This is a genomic window from Pseudoxanthomonas sp. PXM03, from assembly GCF_014852005.1.
Taxonomy (GTDB): Bacteria; Pseudomonadota; Gammaproteobacteria; order Xanthomonadales; family Xanthomonadaceae; genus Pseudoxanthomonas_A.
This window is the reverse complement of the sequence record NZ_JACVAU010000001.1, coordinates 1,257,524-1,274,360: the sequence shown is the minus strand read 5'-3', so window position 1 is coordinate 1,274,360 and position 16,837 is coordinate 1,257,524. Positions and strand designations below refer to the sequence as shown.

15 protein-coding genes are annotated in these 16,837 nt (G+C 67.2%); 9 read left to right on the top strand and 6 right to left on the bottom strand.

Features of this window, described 5'->3' with window-relative positions:
* The first annotated feature begins 12 nt into the window (after positions 1 to 12).
* The gene (locus tag IB223_RS05860; RefSeq protein WP_225590948.1) at positions 13 to 1,323 is read left to right on the top strand and encodes a diguanylate cyclase; all 1,311 of its coding nucleotides are present in this window, start codon (positions 13 to 15) and stop codon (positions 1,321 to 1,323) included.
* A 283-nt stretch (positions 1,324 to 1,606) separates the two neighbouring features.
* Positions 1,607 to 2,068, top strand: a complete 462-nt coding sequence (locus tag IB223_RS05855) for a bacteriohemerythrin (RefSeq protein WP_192200697.1) — start codon at positions 1,607 to 1,609, stop codon at positions 2,066 to 2,068.
* A gap of 51 nt (positions 2,069 to 2,119) precedes the next feature.
* Here the strand turns inward: IB223_RS05855 and IB223_RS05850 are convergent, their stop codons facing one another.
* The 3 genes from IB223_RS05850 to IB223_RS05840 all read right to left on the bottom strand — a co-directional run bounded on the left by IB223_RS05850 (position 2,120) and on the right by IB223_RS05840 (position 5,698).
* On the bottom strand, positions 2,120 to 3,397 hold the full coding sequence (locus IB223_RS05850; RefSeq protein ID WP_192200696.1) for an MFS transporter: 1,278 nt from the start codon (positions 3,395 to 3,397) through the stop codon (positions 2,120 to 2,122).
* A gap of 98 nt (positions 3,398 to 3,495) precedes the next feature.
* Positions 3,496 to 4,998, bottom strand: a complete 1,503-nt coding sequence (locus tag IB223_RS05845; RefSeq protein WP_192200695.1) for an aldehyde dehydrogenase — start codon at positions 4,996 to 4,998, stop codon at positions 3,496 to 3,498.
* Between the two features lie 151 nt (positions 4,999 to 5,149).
* Positions 5,150 to 5,698: a cupin domain-containing protein gene (locus tag IB223_RS05840; protein WP_192200694.1), complete on the bottom strand. Its 549-nt coding sequence runs from the start codon at positions 5,696 to 5,698 to the stop codon at positions 5,150 to 5,152.
* A gap of 245 nt (positions 5,699 to 5,943) precedes the next feature.
* On the opposite strand from IB223_RS05840, the gene IB223_RS05835 reads away from it, so the two are divergent.
* The 6 genes from IB223_RS05835 to IB223_RS05810 all read left to right on the top strand — a co-directional run bounded on the left by IB223_RS05835 (position 5,944) and on the right by IB223_RS05810 (position 12,844).
* On the top strand, positions 5,944 to 7,314 hold the full coding sequence (locus IB223_RS05835) for an aspartate aminotransferase family protein (RefSeq protein WP_192200693.1): 1,371 nt from the start codon (positions 5,944 to 5,946) through the stop codon (positions 7,312 to 7,314).
* A gap of 65 nt (positions 7,315 to 7,379) precedes the next feature.
* A complete protein-coding gene (ald, locus tag IB223_RS05830) occupies positions 7,380 to 8,495 on the top strand; it encodes an alanine dehydrogenase (protein ID WP_192200692.1) in 1,116 nt (371 codons plus the stop codon).
* Positions 8,496 to 8,713: 218 nt separating this feature from the next.
* Entirely contained in the window at positions 8,714 to 10,204 is a 1,491-nt protein-coding gene (locus IB223_RS05825; RefSeq protein WP_192200691.1) for a CoA-acylating methylmalonate-semialdehyde dehydrogenase, read from the top strand.
* 32 nt (positions 10,205 to 10,236) lie between these two features.
* The gene (locus IB223_RS05820) at positions 10,237 to 11,460 is read left to right on the top strand and encodes a serine hydrolase domain-containing protein (protein ID WP_192200690.1); all 1,224 of its coding nucleotides are present in this window, start codon (positions 10,237 to 10,239) and stop codon (positions 11,458 to 11,460) included.
* 126 nt (positions 11,461 to 11,586) lie between these two features.
* A complete protein-coding gene (locus tag IB223_RS05815) occupies positions 11,587 to 11,955 on the top strand; it encodes a response regulator (protein ID WP_192200689.1) in 369 nt (122 codons plus the stop codon).
* 43 nt (positions 11,956 to 11,998) lie between these two features.
* Positions 11,999 to 12,844 carry a chemotaxis protein CheX gene (locus IB223_RS05810; RefSeq protein WP_192200688.1) on the top strand — a complete coding sequence of 282 codons (846 nt, stop codon included), beginning with the start codon at positions 11,999 to 12,001 and terminating at the stop codon, positions 12,842 to 12,844.
* Positions 12,845 to 12,850: 6 nt separating this feature from the next.
* On the opposite strand, the gene rlmKL is transcribed toward IB223_RS05810, so the two are convergent.
* From rlmKL to IB223_RS05795, 3 genes are all read right to left on the bottom strand, one after another.
* Positions 12,851 to 14,986, bottom strand: coding sequence for a bifunctional 23S rRNA (guanine(2069)-N(7))-methyltransferase RlmK/23S rRNA (guanine(2445)-N(2))-methyltransferase RlmL (gene rlmKL / locus IB223_RS05805; protein WP_192200687.1), 2,136 nt, complete (start codon positions 14,984 to 14,986; stop codon positions 12,851 to 12,853).
* A 153-nt stretch (positions 14,987 to 15,139) separates the two neighbouring features.
* Positions 15,140 to 15,667: a YqiA/YcfP family alpha/beta fold hydrolase gene (locus tag IB223_RS05800; protein ID WP_192200686.1), complete on the bottom strand. Its 528-nt coding sequence runs from the start codon at positions 15,665 to 15,667 to the stop codon at positions 15,140 to 15,142.
* Positions 15,664 to 16,155, bottom strand: coding sequence for an MOSC domain-containing protein (locus IB223_RS05795; RefSeq protein WP_192200685.1), 492 nt, complete (start codon positions 16,153 to 16,155; stop codon positions 15,664 to 15,666). The genes IB223_RS05800 and IB223_RS05795 overlap by 4 nt, the downstream gene beginning before the upstream one ends.
* A 78-nt stretch (positions 16,156 to 16,233) precedes the next feature.
* On the opposite strand from IB223_RS05795, the gene IB223_RS05790 reads away from it, so the two are divergent.
* Positions 16,234 to 16,818 (top strand): N-acetylmuramoyl-L-alanine amidase, encoded by a 585-nt coding sequence (locus IB223_RS05790; RefSeq protein WP_192200684.1) that lies wholly within the window; start codon positions 16,234 to 16,236, stop codon positions 16,816 to 16,818.
* The last annotated feature ends 19 nt before the right edge of the window (positions 16,819 to 16,837 follow it).

The window sequence follows — 16,837 nt, the reverse complement described above, 5'->3', positions numbered from 1 at the left end:
CCCGTGGCGCCGATGACGATGCCGACACCCCTGCGTGTTCCAACCGCCCCTGCGAGCAATCCGCCCCTGCCACAGCGCATCCTGGTGGTGGAGAACTCGCGCACGCATGCGCGGCTGATCGGCGAGGCCATCGAGCAGAAACTCAGCCTCCCGGTGGTCTATGCCTCCACCCTGGGCGAGGCGCGCGCGACGCTGGAGAAGCACCCGGACTGGTTCATGGTGGTGACCAGCCTGGTGCTGGCCGACGGCAGCCACGACGAGGTGGTGGAGTTCTTCCTCTCGCGCCACTTGCCCACGGTGGTGGTGAGCGGCGTCTACGACGACAGCCTGCGCGAACAGGTGCTGCGACGGCAGGTCGTGGACTACGTACTCAAGAACACGCCGGGCAGCATCGATTACCTGGTCTGGCTGGTGCAGCGGCTGGAACGCAATCGCCGCATCGCCGCGCTGATCGTCGACGACTCGCGCTCGGCACGCCAGCATGCGGCGGCGCTGCTGTCGATGTACGGTTTCCGCGTGGTGGAAGCGGCGGATGGAGAGGCCGGCCTGGCGATGCTGGATGCCAACCCGGACATCCGCCTGGCCATCGTCGACCAGGAAATGCCCGGCATGAAGGGGCATGAGTTCACCCGGCGCCTGCGTGCACGGCATGCGCGCGACCACCTGGCGATCATCGGCATCTCGGGCACCAGCGATGGCAGCCTGGTGCCGCGCTTCCTCAAGAGCGGCGCCAACGACTTCCTGCACAAGCCCTTCTCGCGCGAAGAGTTCTTCTGCCGCGTCTCGCAGAACATCGACCAGCTGGAACTGATCGGCACGCTGCAGGACCTGGCCACGCGCGACTTCCTCACCGGCCTGCCCAACCGCCGCCACTTCCTGGCCGAATGCCACGCACTGCTGCCCAATACGCTGGGACGGCAACAGTCGGTGACGTCGGCGATCATCGACATCGACCACTTCAAGCACATCAACGACACCTACGGCCACGAGGCCGGCGACGTCGCGTTGAAGGCCGTCGCGCAGACGATCGCGCGACATGCCGGCACGCAAGACCTGATCGCCCGTTTCGGCGGCGAGGAGTTCTGTGCGCTGGTGCCCTACCTGGGTGAAAACGAAGCGATGGAGTACTTCGAGTCGCTACGCTCCGCGATAGAAGCGCTGGAAGTCGACATCGGCAGCCACAAGCTGCGCATGACGGTCAGCATCGGCGTCTTCCGGACGCGCTTTCCGGGCCAGACGCTCAATCATCTGCTCAGCGAAGCCGACCGGCGCCTTTACCTGGCGAAGGCGGGTGGGCGGAACCGGGTGGTGTCCAGCGGCTGAGGGGCGTCGCTCTTGTGTAGGAGCGACGTGAGTCGCGACCGCAACGTCGATACAACCGCGTCGGGTCGACGCTGCAAAAGCCGGCACAACATCGGGAATGGTGTCGGCTGAACCCGAGGCTGCCGATTCCGCTGGGTCTATGGTCGCGACTCACGTCGCTCCTACAACGACCAACCTCTGCTGCGACCACCTGTCGCGGCATTGATCCCGATCAATGCCGCGACACAGGCGCACACCTAGATTACCCCGGCATTCCGGCATCCGCCGGCAGGGGAATCCGCACATGACACTGCTGATCTGGCAGGACGACATGGATACGGGCATCGACATCATCGATGGCCAGCACCGCCGCATCGTGGAGATGATCAACCACCTGCACATCACCCAGAAGTCGATGGAACGCTTCGCCGTGGCCGAGGTGATCGATGAACTGGTCGACTACACACTGTCGCACTTCGCGTTCGAGGAGGAGCTGATGGAGGAAGCGGGCTATCCCTTCAGCGCCGCGCACAAGCGCGTGCATGAAGTGTTCACCAAACGCGTTTCCGAATACCGCATGCGCTTCGAGGCCGGCGAGGACATCGTGGACGAACTGCGCAGCATGCTGTCGCGCTGGCTGTTCAACCACATCCGCAACGACGACAAGGCCTACGCGGATTCGGTGAAGCGCCATCTCAACCAGTTCGTGAAGGACCACCAGCAGGGCGGTTGGCTGAGCCGCATCGTGAAGCGACTGTTCGGCTAGCGTGCACCGCGCGCGCTCACCGGCATCGCATGGCCCCGCACATGGCGCACGCTACCTGCGGCGCGGCATCACCAGCAGCGCCAGCAATGTCAGTACCGCCATCGCGGCCAGATACCAGCCCACCGATGCCAGGCCATAGCGTTCGCCGAGGCGCGTGGCGATGTAGGGCGCGGGCGACGCGCCCAGGATGCCCGCAAGGTTAAAGGCCAGCGACGCGCCCGTATAGCGCACCGCCGTGGGAAACATCTCCGCCAGGATCGTGCCGCAGGGACCGTAGGTCAGCCCCATCGCGCCCAGCCCCAGCGCCAGGAACGCGAGCACGCCGAGGTCACTGCCCGATTCCAGCAGCGGGGCGAAGACGAACCCGAAACCTATGATCAGCAGCGTGGCCACGATCATCGCGTTGCGCCGCCCGAACCGGTCCGCATACAGCGCCGACACCGGGATGGTCAGCGCGAAGAACAGCACGCCGACCATCTGCAGCATCAGGAAATGCTCGCGCGTGTAGCCCAGCTTCGACGTGCCCCAGCTCAGTGCGAACACGGTCATCAGATAGAACAGCACGAACGTCGCCACCAGCGCGAACGTGCCGGTCAGCAACGCGAAGGGATGTTCGCGCACCGTGGTCAGCATCGGCACCTTGACGCGCTCGTCGCGATCCAGCGCCTTCTGGAAATCCGGCGTCTCGGTAATCCGCAACCGCACCCACAGACCAACGAAGACCAGCGCCGCACTGGCGACGAACGGGATGCGCCAGCCCCAGGCCAGGAATTGCGCGTCCGTCATCACCTGGGTCAGCAGCAGGAAGATGCCGGTGGAGCAGAGGAAGCCGACCGGCGCACCGAGTTGCGGGAACATGCCGTACCACGCTCGCTTGCCCGGGGGCGCATTCTCCGTCGCCAGCAACACGGCGCCACCCCATTCGCCGCCCAGGCCGATGCCCTGCCCCAGCCGGCACAACGCCAACAGCACCGGCGCCATGATGCCGACCTGTGCATAGGTCGGCAGCAGGCCGATGACCACGGTCGAGATGCCCATCGTCAGCAGCGCCGCCACCAGCGTCGCCTTGCGCCCCACACGGTCGCCGAAGTGGCCGAACAACGCCGAGCCCACCGGCCGCGCGATGAACGCCAGTGCGAAGGTCGCGAACGACTGCAGTGTGGCCGTCGTCGGATCGCTCTGCGGGAAGAACAGGTGCGGAAACACCAGCACCGCCGCCGTGGCGTAGATGTAGAAATCGAAGAATTCGATGGTGGTGCCGATCAGGCTGGCGAACAGCACGCGGCCGGGAGAGTTGGCAGGGGCTGAGGCAACGGCGGTAGCGGTCATGGGCGGGCCGAGGGATTGGACGGGGCGATTCTGGCAGAACCACAACGCGCGGTGCTCAATGTGCCTCCCTTCTCCCCGCCGCGCGGGGAGAAGGAACATCAGCTACCCAGGTTGATCCACGTCGCCTTGATTTCGGTGTACTTGTCGAAGGCGTGCAGCGATTTGTCGCGGCCGTTGCCGGACTGCTTGTAGCCCCCGAACGGCGCGGTCATGTCGCCGCCGTCCCAGTAGTTCACCCACACGCTGCCCGCGCGCAACTTGCGCGCCACCCGATGGGCGCGACTGATGTCGCGCGTCCACACGCCGGCGGCCAGTCCGTATTCGCTGTCGTTGGCCATGCGCAGTGCTTCCTCTTCGCTGTCGAAGGCGATCACCGACAGCACCGGCCCGAAGATCTCCTCGCGGCTGATGGTGTGCTCGTGCGCCACATCGTCGAACACGGTCGGCTCGATATAGCACCCACCACTCACCACGTCGGCGCGCTGGCCACCCAGCGCCAACTTCGCGCCCTCGGCCTTGCCCTTCTCGATGTAGTCGAGCACGCGCTGCGTCTGGCCTTCGTCCACCATCGCGCCCATCGGCGCGCCGGGATCCAGCGGATGGCGGGGTCGCATCGCCTTGCCGGCCTCGACCACGCGCGCGACGAACTCATCCTTGATCGACCGCTCCACCAGCAGGCGCGAGGCTGCGGTGCAGACTTCGCCCTGGTTGTAGAAGATGCCGCCGGCGGCGGCCTTCGCGGCCACGTCGAGGTCGTGCGCGTCGGCGAAGACGAGGTTGGGGCTCTTGCCGCCACATTCCATGTACGCGCGCTTCATGTTCGACAGGCCCGCGCACTGCAGCAGGCGCTTGCCGACCGCGGTGGAGCCGGTGAACACCAGCCCGTCCACGTCCATGTGCAGCGCCAGCGGCTCCCCCGCGGTCTTGCCGAAACCGGGCACCACGTTCAGCACCCCCGCCGGGATGCCGGCCTCGATCGCGAGTTCGGCCAGGCGGATCGCGGTCAGCGGCGATTTCTCCGACGGCTTGAGCACGATGGAGTTGCCCATCGCCAGCGCCGGTGCAAGCTTCCACGACGCCATCAGCAGCGGGAAGTTCCACGGCACGATCGCGCCGATCACGCCCAACGGTTCGCGCGTCACCAGGCCCAGCTCGTCCTGACCGGTGGCGGCGACTTCGCCATACACCTTGTCCAGCGCTTCGGCTGTCCATCCCATGCAACGGATGGTGGCGGCGATGTCCACGCTGCGCGCGTCGCTGACCGGTTTGCCCATGTCCAGCGATTCCAGCAGCGCCAGCTCGTCCGCATGCTGTTCGATCAGCTGGGTGAGCTTGAGCAGCACTTTCTTGCGATGCGTCGGCCGCGCGTTGGACCACGAACCTGCATCGAAGCTGCGTCGCGCGGCGGCGACGGCGCGGTTGATGTCCTCTTCCTGCCCATCGGCGACCCGGCCCAGCACGCGCCCATCGATCGGGCTGACGCAGTCGAAGGTCTCGCCCGAGACGGCATCGACGTACTTGCCGTCGATGAAGGCCTGCGTGCGGATCGACAGCGTGCCGGCCATCGCTTGCCAGTCCTGTTGCGTGCGGCGGTTGCTCATGGAAGCTCCTGGCTATGTTCCCTTCTCCCACCGGGAGAAGGTGGCGCGTAGCGCCGGATGAGGGTAGGGCGGAGTCCGTGATGCCGGAGTGCCATGGCTTCGCCGGACCCTCACCCCAACCCCTCTCCCGGTGGGAGAGGGGCTCAAACGATCAAAACGTCGCCGGCGTATTGGCGCTGACGATCACCGCATCTTCTTCACCGACGTTGCGGAAGCGGTGCGGCGTGCGGCTTTCGAAGTAGTAGCCCTCGCCGGCCTTCAACACGCGCACCTGGTCGCCAACGGTGACCTCGACTTCGCCTGCGATCACCACCCCGCCCTCCTCGCCGTCGTGCGCCAGCATGCTGTCGCCGGTATCGCTGCCCGGCGGCATCACTTCGCGCAGGATGCACATCTGGCGCTGCGGGCGGTGCTGGCCGACGAGGAAGTAATGAATGCCGTTGCTGCCCACGTCCGGCAACTCGTCGGCGACATAGAACGGACTGTCGGGCAGCCCCTTTTCCAGGTCGAGCGTGAAGAAGTCGGCGAGCGAAATCGGGATGCCGTCCAGCACTTTCTTCAACGAGCTCACCGACGGGCTGACCTTGTTCTGCTCGATCAGCGAAATGGTGCTGTTGGTGACGCCCACGCGCTTGGCCAGCTCGCGCTGGCTGAGGCTTTTGGATTTGCGGACCAGTTGCAGGCGTGCGCCGATGTCCATCACCACCCTGACAGGAAAGCGGAAAGTGTTGCTGGATACTTTACACCCCTGGGCAGCCGTGTTGGAAAGCCCCGGACCCGCGTTTTGTAGGAGGGGCTTTAGCCCCGAGGCTTCTGGTGTGAAAGCGTCGGGGCTAAAGCCCCTCCTACAACAGCGATGCGCTCAGGGGGACCCACGGCACATCAGTTGTAAAGTTTTTTCAACGCGCTAAGCTGCCCGCATCCGTCCCGTCCCCTGGAGCCGCGATGAGCGCCGACGACACCTCAGCTGCCCTGGCCGACCATTACGCCCGCCAGAACCTGGAGGCACCTGCCTCGCTCGACCATTTCTGGATGCCGTTCACGGCCAACAAGCAGTTCAAGGCCAAGCCGCGCCTGCTCGCCAGCGCCTCCGGCATGTACTACCGCGATGTCGAGGGCAACGAGGTGCTGGATGCCACCGCCGGCCTGTGGTGCTGCAACGCCGGCCATGCGCGGCCCCGCATCGTCGAGGCGGTAAGGCAGCAGATCGGCACGCTCGACTTTGCGCCCAATTTTTCGATGAGTTCGCCGCTGCCGTTCAGGCTGGCGGAACGACTGGCCGCGCTTGCGCCGGGCGACCTCAACAAGGTGTTCTTCAGCAACTCCGGCTCGGAAGCCGTGGACAGCGCGCTGAAGATCGCGCTGGCCTACCACCGGGTACGCGGCGAAGGCCAGCGCACGCGTTTCATCGGTCGCGAGAAGGGCTACCACGGTGTCGGCTTCGGCGGCATGTCGGTGGGCGGCCTGCCGAACAACCGCAAGTGGTTCGGCCCCGGCCTGCCGGCGGTGTCGCACATCCGCCACACGCTGGATGTGTCGCGCAATGCATTCTCGAAAGGCCCGCCGCCGCACGGCATCGAACTGGCCGAAGACCTGGAGCGGCAGATCGCGCTGTACGACGCCTCCACCATCGCCGCCGTCATCGTCGAGCCGATCTCCGGTTCGGCCGGCGTGGTGATCCCACCGCAGGGCTACCTGCAGCGGCTGCGCGAGATCTGCGACAGGCACGGCATCCTGCTGATCTTCGACGAAGTGATCACCGGCTTCGGCCGCGTGGGGCATGCCTTCGGCGCACAGCGGTTCGGCGTCACGCCGGACATGATCACCGCCGCCAAGGGCATCACCAATGGCTGCGTGCCGATGGGCGCCACTTTCGTGTCGGACCGCATGTTCGACGCGTTCATGAGCGGGCCGGACAGCGCCATCGACATGTTCCATGGCTACACCTACTCCGGCCATCCGCTGGCCTGCGCCGCCGCGCTGGCCACGCTCGATACGTACGAGGAAGAAAACCTCTTCGACAAGGCGCTGGAGCTCGGCGACTACTGGCAGGATGCGCTGCATTCGCTCAAGGGCTTGCCCAACGTCGTGGACATCCGCAACTACGGCCTTGTCGGCGCGATCGAGCTGGCGCCACGCACCGGTGCACCGGGCGCGCGAGCCTACGATGTGTTCAGTCGTGCTTTCCACGAGGGCCACCTACTGATCCGGGTGACCGGCGACGTCATCGCCCTGTCGCCGCCCCTGATCGTGGAAAAGCACCACATCGACCGGATCGTGAATGTCCTGGCGGACACCATACGGGCAACCGCGTAAAATTACGGACCAATGGCACCAGCGCTCCCCACGCGCGAAGCCCCTTCCCGCTACTGGAGAGCAACATGCTGATTGGCGTCCCCAAGGAAATAAAGAACCACGAATACCGCATCGGCCTTACCCCGGCCGGCGCGCGCGAGCTGGTCTCGAACGGCCACCAGGTCCTCGTGCAGCGCGACGGCGGCAAGGCCATCGGCTTGACCGACGAGCAGTACGTCAAGGCCGGCGCGCAGATCGTCGACACGGCCGAAGAAATCTTTGCGCGCGCCGACATGATCATCAAGGTCAAGGAGCCGCAGCCGAATGAGTGCGCCATGCTGCGCCCCGGCCAGGTGCTCTACACCTATCTGCACCTCGCGCCCGATCCGGAGCAGACCAAGGCGCTGGTCGCCTCCGGCGCCACCTGCATCGCCTATGAGACCGTCACCGACCGCAAGGGCGGCTTGCCGCTGCTCGCGCCGATGTCGGAAGTGGCCGGCCGCATGTCGATCCAGGCCGGCGCGCACGCGCTGGAGAAGGCGCAGGGCGGTTCCGGCGTGCTGCTGGGCGGCGTGCCCGGCGTGAAGCCGGCCGAAGTGCTGGTGATCGGCGGTGGTGTGGTCGGCATCAACGCCGCGCGCATGGCGATGGGCATGAATGCGCACGTCACCATCCTGGACCGCTCGCTCGACCGGCTGAAGTACCTGGACGAGCTGTACGGCCATCAGCTGACCACGATCTATTCCACCCGCGATGCCATCGAGGAACGCCTGCCCGACACCGACCTGGTGATCGGTGCCGTGCTGATCCCCGGCGCCGCCGCGCCCAAGCTGGTCTCGCGCGACCAGCTGAAGCTGATGCGCCCCGGCTCGGTGCTGGTGGACGTGGCGATCGACCAGGGCGGCTGCTTCGAGACGTCGAAGGCCACCACCCACCAGAACCCGACCTACGAAGTGGACGGCATCATCCACTACTGCGTGGCCAACATGCCGGGCGGCGTCGCCCGCACGTCCACGTTCGCGCTGACCAACGCCACCCTGCCCTTCGCGGTGCAGCTGGCCAACAAGGGCGCGAAGCAGGCCATGCTGGACGACGAGCATCTGCTCAACGGCCTGAACGTGCACGCCGGCAAGATCACCTACAAGGCGGTCGCCGACGACCTGGGTTACGCGTACGTGCCGGCGCGGGAAGCGCTGGCCTGATCCTGCTGTTCCCTTCTCCCCGCGAGCGGGGAGAAGGTGCCGAAGGCGGATGAGGGGCATGCCGGCGCCGCAGCATTCGGGTCGCACCAAACACCTCGAACATCCGGACACTCGATACATCGCATAGCAGTTTCCACACAGGCTCCGTCGCCCCTCACCCGCCCTCCGGGCACCCTCTCCCCGCAAGCGGGGCGAGGGATTCCACCAGGTAGTCCGTCATGACCGAAGCGCTCTCCCACTTCATCAACGGACACAAGGCCGCCGGCAAGGGCGACCGTTTCGGCGATGTGTTCGATCCCGCCACCGGCACCGTCACCGCCCGCGTGCCGCTGGCTTCTGCAGATGAAGTGAAGCAGGCGGTGGACGCCGCATCCGCGGCCTTCCCCACATGGGCCGCCACCACGCCGCTGAATCGCGCACGCGTGATGTTCCGCTTCAAGGAACTGCTGGAAACGCACGCCGGCGATCTGGCGAAGATCATCACCTCCGAACACGGCAAGGTGCTGTCCGACGCGCGCGGCGAAGTGACGCGCGGGCTGGAAGTGGTGGAGTTCGCCTGCGGCATCCCGCACCTGCTCAAGGGCGAGCACTCGCTGAATGTCGGCCGCGATGTCGATTCGTGGAGCGAGTACGCACCTCTGGGCGTTGTCGCCGGCATCACGCCGTTCAATTTTCCCGCGATGGTGCCGCTGTGGATGTTCCCGGTGGCGCTGGCCTGCGGCAACACCTTCGTGCTGAAGCCGTCCGAACGCGATCCATCCGCCGCGCTGTTCATGGCCGACCTGCTGAAGCGCGCCGGATTGCCCGATGGCGTGTTCAATGTCGTGCACGGCGACAAGGTGGCGGTGGACGCGCTGCTCGACGAACCGCGCGTGCAGGCGCTGAGCTTCGTCGGCTCCACCCCGATCGCCGAGTACATCTATGCGCGCGGCTCCGCCAACGGCAAGCGTGTGCAGGCGCTGGGTGGGGCGAAGAACCACATGGTGGTGCTGCCTGATGCCGACCTCGATGGCGCGGTATCCGCGCTGCTCGGCGCCGGCTACGGCTCGGCCGGCGAGCGCTGCATGGCGATCTCGGTCGCCGTGTGCGTCGGCGATGCCACGGCCGATGCGCTCGTCGACAACCTCGCGCCGAAAGTCGCCGCATTGAAGATCGGCCCGGGCTGCCTGGACCCCGAGATGGGTCCGCTGGTCACGGCCGTGCACCGCGACAAGGTCCGGGGTTACGTCGATACCGGTGTTGCGGAAGGTGCGGTGCTGGTCGTCGATGGCCGCGGCCATGTGGTCGATGGCCACGCCGATGGCTTCTTCCTCGGCGGCTGCCTGTTCGACCGCGTGACGCCCGACATGACGATCTACCGCGAGGAGATCTTCGGCCCCGTCCTGTGCGTCATGCGCGTGCCCGACCTCGATGCCGCGCTGCAGCTGGTCAACGAACACGAGTACGGCAACGGCACCGCCATCTTCACCCGCGACGGCGGCGCAGCGCGCGAATTCGCCCACCGCGTGCAGGCCGGCATGGTCGGCATCAACGTGCCCATCCCGGTGCCGATGGCCTTCCACAGCTTCGGCGGCTGGAAGCGTTCGATCTTCGGCCCGTTGCACGTGCATGGCCCGGACGGCGTGCGCTTCTACACGCGCCTGAAGACCATCACTGCCCGTTGGCCGGAAACGCACGCCGCCGAATTCGTGATGCCGACGATGAAGTAAAGTCGGGGCCGGTCCCCTCGAGGTACTGGCCGATGTCCCTGTGCTCCATCCGCATCCTGGTTTCCCTTGCCTGCCTGGTCGCGTCCACGGCGGCGTCCGCAGCCGAGCCCGTCGCGCAGGTGCGCGTTGCCTTCGACCGCAACGGCGTCGTCAGTACCCGTGCGGAAGGCATGGCGGACCTCGCAACCGGCCGCAAGGTCACCGCAGACGATCCCGTGCGCGTCGCCTCCATCTCCAAGCTGGTGACCGCGATCGGCGTGATGCGGCTGGTCGACGCCGGCAAGCTCGATCTCGATGCCGACGTCTCGACATATCTGGGCTGGACGCTGCGCCACCCGCGCTTCCCCGCCACGCCGATCACCCTGCGCCTGCTGCTGTCGCACCAGTCCAGCCTCACCGACGCCGCCGGCTACTACGCCACGCCGCTGGGCGAACCACTGAAGACGATCCTCGACGATCCGAAGGCCTGGGACGACGCGCATGCGCCGGGCACGCACTTCCGCTACACCAACCTCAATTTCCCGCTGGTGGCGATGGCCATGGAGAATGCCACCGGCGAACGTTTCGACCTGCTGATGCGACGACTGCTGATCGATCCGCTGCCGCTCGATGCCTGCTTCAACTGGGAAAGCTGCGACAGCGCGACAGCCGCGCGCGCCGTCGTGCTGTACCGCGATGGCCAACCGGTGCGCGATGACAACCGTGCCGGCAAACCGGCCTGCGCCGTGGTGGTCGGGGACGGGGCGGCCTGCGACCTTGCGCGCTGGAAGCCCGGCGAGAACGGCGCCCTGTTCTCCCCGCAGGGCGGCCTGCGCATTTCCGCGAACGGCCTGGCGAAGATCGGCCGCCTGCTGCTCAATCGCGGCGAGGTGGACGGCGTGCGACTGCTGCAACCGGCCAGCGTCGCCGCACTCCTGGGTCCTCAATGGACGTTCGACGGCCGCAACGGCGTGACCCACGAGGAAGACACCGGCAGCGGCCAGGCGAACGCCTTCTTCTGCCGCTACGGACTGGCCGTGCAGACGCTGGCCACTCCGGTGGCGGGCTGCGGCGACGATCCCTTCGGTGATGGCATCGCACGGGCCGGCCACGCCGGCGACGCGTACGGACTGCGCTCGGGCCTGTGGGTGGACCTGCGCGCGGGTACCGGCGTGGCTTATTTCGCTACCGATACCGGAAGCTCCCCTGCCGGCGCGCGCTCGGCATTCAGCGGCATCGAGGAAGCGCTCGCGACAGGTAATCTCCCGCGGCCCTGACATCTGCGGAGCATCGCCCCACGCCCGCGCTCAAGATCTCCCCGGACAGGCCGATAGTGCCTACATGTCGCCCCGCGTCGGCCAACGCCGCGGGGCCCTAACGATCCAACAGGGGGATCCATCACCATGACGTCACGTCCGACCGTCCTGCTTTGCGACGACTCGCGCGCACTGCGCATGCTGGCTGCGCGCCAACTTGCCGATTGCGGTTTTGAAGTGGTCGGCGAAGCCGGCAACGGCCACGAGGCCGTCAACCAGTACCAGGCCTTGCACCCCGACCTGGTGCTGATGGACCTGGTGATGCCCGAATGCGACGGCAAGCAGGCCCTCAGCCGCATCCTCGCGCAGGATCCGGCGGCGCGCGTGGTGATCCTCAGCTCGCTCGGCGCACAGAGCGACATCGAGGAATGCCTGAAGTTGGGCGCGCGGTCGTACCTGCAGAAACCCATCGATCCCGAAGTGATGGATCGCGTGCTGCACGAAGCGGTCGCCTGACCGCCGCGCACGCCCTTCCTTCACTTCCGCACGAGACGACACCATGGCAGCGAAATTCCTGGGCCAGTTCCTGCTGGAACGCGGCACCATCACCTCCGCACAACTCCTCGCCGCGCTCGATGCGCAGCGTGCGTCCAATCCCCTGCTCGGCGAGCTGGCCGTCCACCATCGCATGCTGGATGCCGCGCAGGCCCGCCGCATCAACGAGCGCCAGCGTGCCGAAGACCGGCGCTTCGGCGACATCGCCCTGGAAATGGGCCTGCTGGATGCCGGGCAACTCGATGTACTGCTGACCGCCCAGAAGAAAGGCCGCAAGCTGTTTGGCCAGATCCTGGTCGAGCAGGGCGCGGTGAGCGCAGAACTGCTCGACGCCGAACTGGTCGCCCATCGCCGTGACCTCGACGAAGCCAACCATGCGCTGGCGCTGGGCATTGCCGGCCACACGCTGGCCGACATGGCCACCAGCACCATCCGGGTCTGCAATCGGCTGTTTCCGCGCCTGGCCGGCAGCCAGTGCCAGGCATCGGGCATCGCGGACGATGCCGTGCTGGATGCCTGCGACGTCACCGCGCACGTACGCATCGACGCCGGTTCGGAATCCCTGCTGGTCGGCGTGGGCTGCAGTCGCGCCACCGCCCGGGCCATGGCCTGCTCATTGCTGTCGATCACGCCGGAGGAATGCGACGAAGAACTCGCCGTCGATGCGCTGGGCGAACTGGTCAACGTGCTGATGGGCTATGTGGTGCGGGACACGCTCGCCGAAGACGCCAGCTATCGCGCGCACCCACCGAGCACGGCCCTCTCCGCCGCCGACCTGGCCTCCAGCCGGAGCACGCTGGCCCTGTCGATGGCATCCCAGCGCGGCGACTTCGTCCTCATCGTCGGTTGAGGCGGCTTACGCCCGCGTCAGCCGCCACGCGCGGTGGATGCGGGCGTTGCGCTCGAAATCCGGGGGAATGGTTTTCGCGCTGATGTCCTCGCAGCGCGCGAACTCGGCTACCGCATCCTCGTCCAGCTTGAAGCGGCGGAAGTTGTTGCTGAAGTACAGCACGCCGCCCGGCGCCAGGCGGGCGACCGCCGCGCGCAACAGGCGCACCTGCTCCTTCTGCACGTCGAAGTCGTCGGCACGGGCGGAATTGGAGAATGTGGGCGGGTCGCAGAAGACCAGGTCGTACTCGCCCTGCTCCGCTTCCAGCCAACGCATGGCATCGGCCTGCACCAGACGATGCTTTGAACCGCCAAGGCCGTTCTCGGCCAGGTTGTCAGCGCACCACTGCAGGTAGGTCGCGGAAAGGTCGACGCTGGTCGTGGTCGCCGCGCCCGCCACCGCCGCCTGCACGCTGGCCACGCCGGTGTAGCAGAACAGGTTGAGGAACCGCTTGCCGCGCGCTTCCTGCGCCATGCGCCAACGCAGCGGCCGGTGGTCGAGGAACAGGCCCGTGTCCAGGTAGTCGAACAGGTTCACCCGCAGCAGCGCACCCGATTCGCGCACCACGACGAATTCGTCCCGCTGCTGCATGCGGCCGTACTTCGCGCCGCCCTTGCCGCGTTCGCGCGACTTCACCGCGATCTGCTCCTGCGGCACGCCGAACACCTCGCGCGTGGCCGCCAGCAGCTCGCTGAAACGGCGACGTACGTCGTGCTCGGGAATGGTGGCGGGCGCGGCGTATTCCTGCACGTGCAGGAAAGTCCGCGCCTCCCCGCCTTCCTCGGCATACACGTCGATGGCGGCGGCGTACTCGGGCAGGTCGGCGTCGTAGACGCGGTAGCACGTGACGCCGTCGCGCGCGCGCCAGCTCTTGAACTTCTTCAGATTCTTGCGCAGGCGGTTGGCCACCATCTGCGCGCCGTCCGACAGCGGACGCGCCTCGCGCGGTTCGCGTGCAGGCACCGCGACCGGGTCGCAGACGATCAGGGCGCACTCGATGGCCCCGTTGAACAACTGGTACTTCTTGCCGGCGCGCAGGCCGGTGGCATACCCCAGCTCCGCATTGCCGCACAGCAGGCTGGCCCGCCATTGCGGCACCGCGCGCTGCAACGCATCCCCCAGCGCGCGATACAGCGCGGCGTCGGCCGCCAAGCGTTCGTCGTAGGGCGGATTGCAGACCACCAGGCCGCGTGGTTCTTCGCGCACGGGCAATTGCGCCACGTCGCATGCCTCGAACTGCAACTGGCCGGCCAGGCCTGCGAGCACCGCGTTGTCCCGGGCAGCGCGGATCGACCCCAGGTCGACATCGCTGCCGAAGAAGGCCGGCCTGAGGGCCTTGCGGCCCTCGGATTCGCGCTGCACCGCGTCGGCGAACAGGGCACGCCACGCCTCCGCATCGAAGCCCAGCCAGCGCGACGGCAACAGGCTGCCGTGCCGCTGCAGGCCGGGTGCGACATCGGCCGCCATCAATGCGCCTTCGATCAGCAGCGTGCCGCTGCCGCACATCGGGTCCAGCAACGCGCCCCCTTCGTGGTACAGCGCCGGCCAGCCGCCACGCATCAGCACGGCGGCCGCGAGGTTTTCCTTCAAGGGCGCTTCGTTCTGTGCCTGCCGCCAACCCCGACGATGCATCGGCCCGCCACCCAGATCGATGGAGATCGTCGCGCGCCCCTTGCGCAGCGACAGATTGATGCGCACGTCGGGCTGTTCCACGTCCACCGAGGGCCGCTCCAGCCCCTGCTGGCGCAGGCGGTCGACCACCGCATCCTTGACGCGCTGCGCGGCGTAGCGCGCGTGGGTGATGGCTTCGCCGGAGACATGGGCATCGACCGCCAGCGTCAGCTCCGGCCGCGTGTGCTGCTCCCATGCGATCGCCATCACGCCGTCATACAGCGCCTGCTCATCGAGGCACTCGAACTCTGCAATGGCCCACAACACGCGGCTGGCCAGGCGCGACCACAACACGGCGCGCTGGGCATCCAGCGGTTCGCCATCGGCATTCACGCCCGCGACGGTGGCGGTGGCCTTGGGGACGCCGAGCGCAAGCAGCTCATCGGCGAGCAGGTATTCCAGGCCTTTGGCGCAGGAGACGAAGAACTTCAAGGGAAACCTCGGATATTGAGCGTCGTCATCCCCGCGAAAGCAGGGAGCCATGTCGATGTTGCTTCCGACCTTGGCAGTGACAGAAAGCAAGATGGATGACCCGCCGTTCGGCGGTTGAAAGCCCGGCATGCGCCGGAATGACGGCAGGGAAAATCAAAGACTGGCGAGCAACTGCCCGAATGCCTCCGCCGACGCAGCCACGTGGTCCGACAACCGGTGCCCGTCGTTCACCAGCAGCAGGCGGGCGCGGCGCGCGTGCGCCCAGTCGACCACGGCCTGCGCGGGAATCAGTTCGTCATCCCACCCGTGGATGACGGAAACCGGCACCGCGGCGGCGTCAAGTTCCGGCAGCGGGCCCATGCTGATCGGCGGTGCCATCAGGAACAGGCCGCGCACCGGAACCTCGCGCGAGATGCGGCCGGCGATATAGGCGCCGAGGCTGGAACCGGCCAGCACCACGGGGCCGCGCGCGGCCGCCGCCTGCGCCAGGCCACGCAGGCGATCCAGCCGCGCCACCACATCGCCCAGCGAACTGACATCACGCCGCGCGTCGAGGTCCGTGTAGTCGGGACGTTCGTGGCTCCAACCCAGGCGTTCGGCGACATCCGCCAGCGCGGTGACCTTGGTGGCGTCGGGGCCGCTCTCGAAGCCGTGCGACAGGATGCAGTGGCCACGCATCACAGCGCTTCCACCACGTCGCCGACGCGGAACGTGCCGCCCTCGACGACGCGCGCGCACAGGCCGCCATGGCCGCGCATCGCGTTGTAGCCGCCAGGGCCCAGCGCATCTTCCATGCGCGAACACGGATCGCACTCCTCGGTGCCCTCGAACACCGCGTCGCCGATGCGGAAACGACGCTCCTTCAGGGCGATCAGCGGAATGCCGGAGACGACCATGTTCCGTCGTAGCAGCGCGGGCACCAGGTCCGGACGCTGCGCGAGCGCTGCGATCACCGGCAGGTGCTCGGCCTGGATCAGGGTGATGCCACGCTTGCCGCTGCCGCCCTTGTAGCGGTCCCCGACCAGGCCAACGCCGGTGACGGCTTCGACGATCCCGGTGGCGACCATGATCTCATCGCGGGCCGGCCGCAGGCCGATCCACTCCACCTTGCCGGCACGCGGCAGGGTGGCCATGAGCTTGGCCAGCGGGGATTCGGGGTTGAGCGGCATGAGGAACCGGCTTGGCGGGGAAGGCCGCCAGTTTACCGGACCGGGCTACGGCCCGCCCCCGCCTGCTAGCATCGGCGCATGAGCACCGAACGCCCCACTTTCGCTTGCATCGTCGATCCGCTGCCCTACGAGGAGAAGCTGGATGCGCGTCCGCTGGCGCAGATCGACCTGGTGGTGATCCACTGCACCGAGCTGCCCGACCTGGCGATGGCTCGCGAGTACGGCGAACGCATCCTGCATGCGTCCGGCACCGGCAACAGCGGCCACTACTACATCGACCGGGACGGCAGCGTGCACGTCTATGTGCGGCCGGACCGCGTCGCCCACCATGTGCGCGGCTACAACCCGCGCTCGGTCGGCATCGAACTGGTCAATACCGGACGCTATCCCGACTGGCTCGCCGTCGGCAGCCAGAAGATGGAACAGCCCTACCCCGACGCGCAGATCGACGCCCTGAAAGCGCTGCTAGAGCATCTGCGGCAGGAACTGCCCGCGCTGCGCTACATCGCCGGGCACGAAGAACTGGACACCGCGCGCGAACCCGCCAGCGACGACCCGGACGTCAGCGTGCCGCGCAAGATGGATCCCGGCCCGCTGTTCCCTTGGGATGCCGTGCTGCGCGCCACCCCACTGGAGCGCCTGGTGCCAGACCATCCCGTGTAGGAGGGGCTTGAGCCCCGAT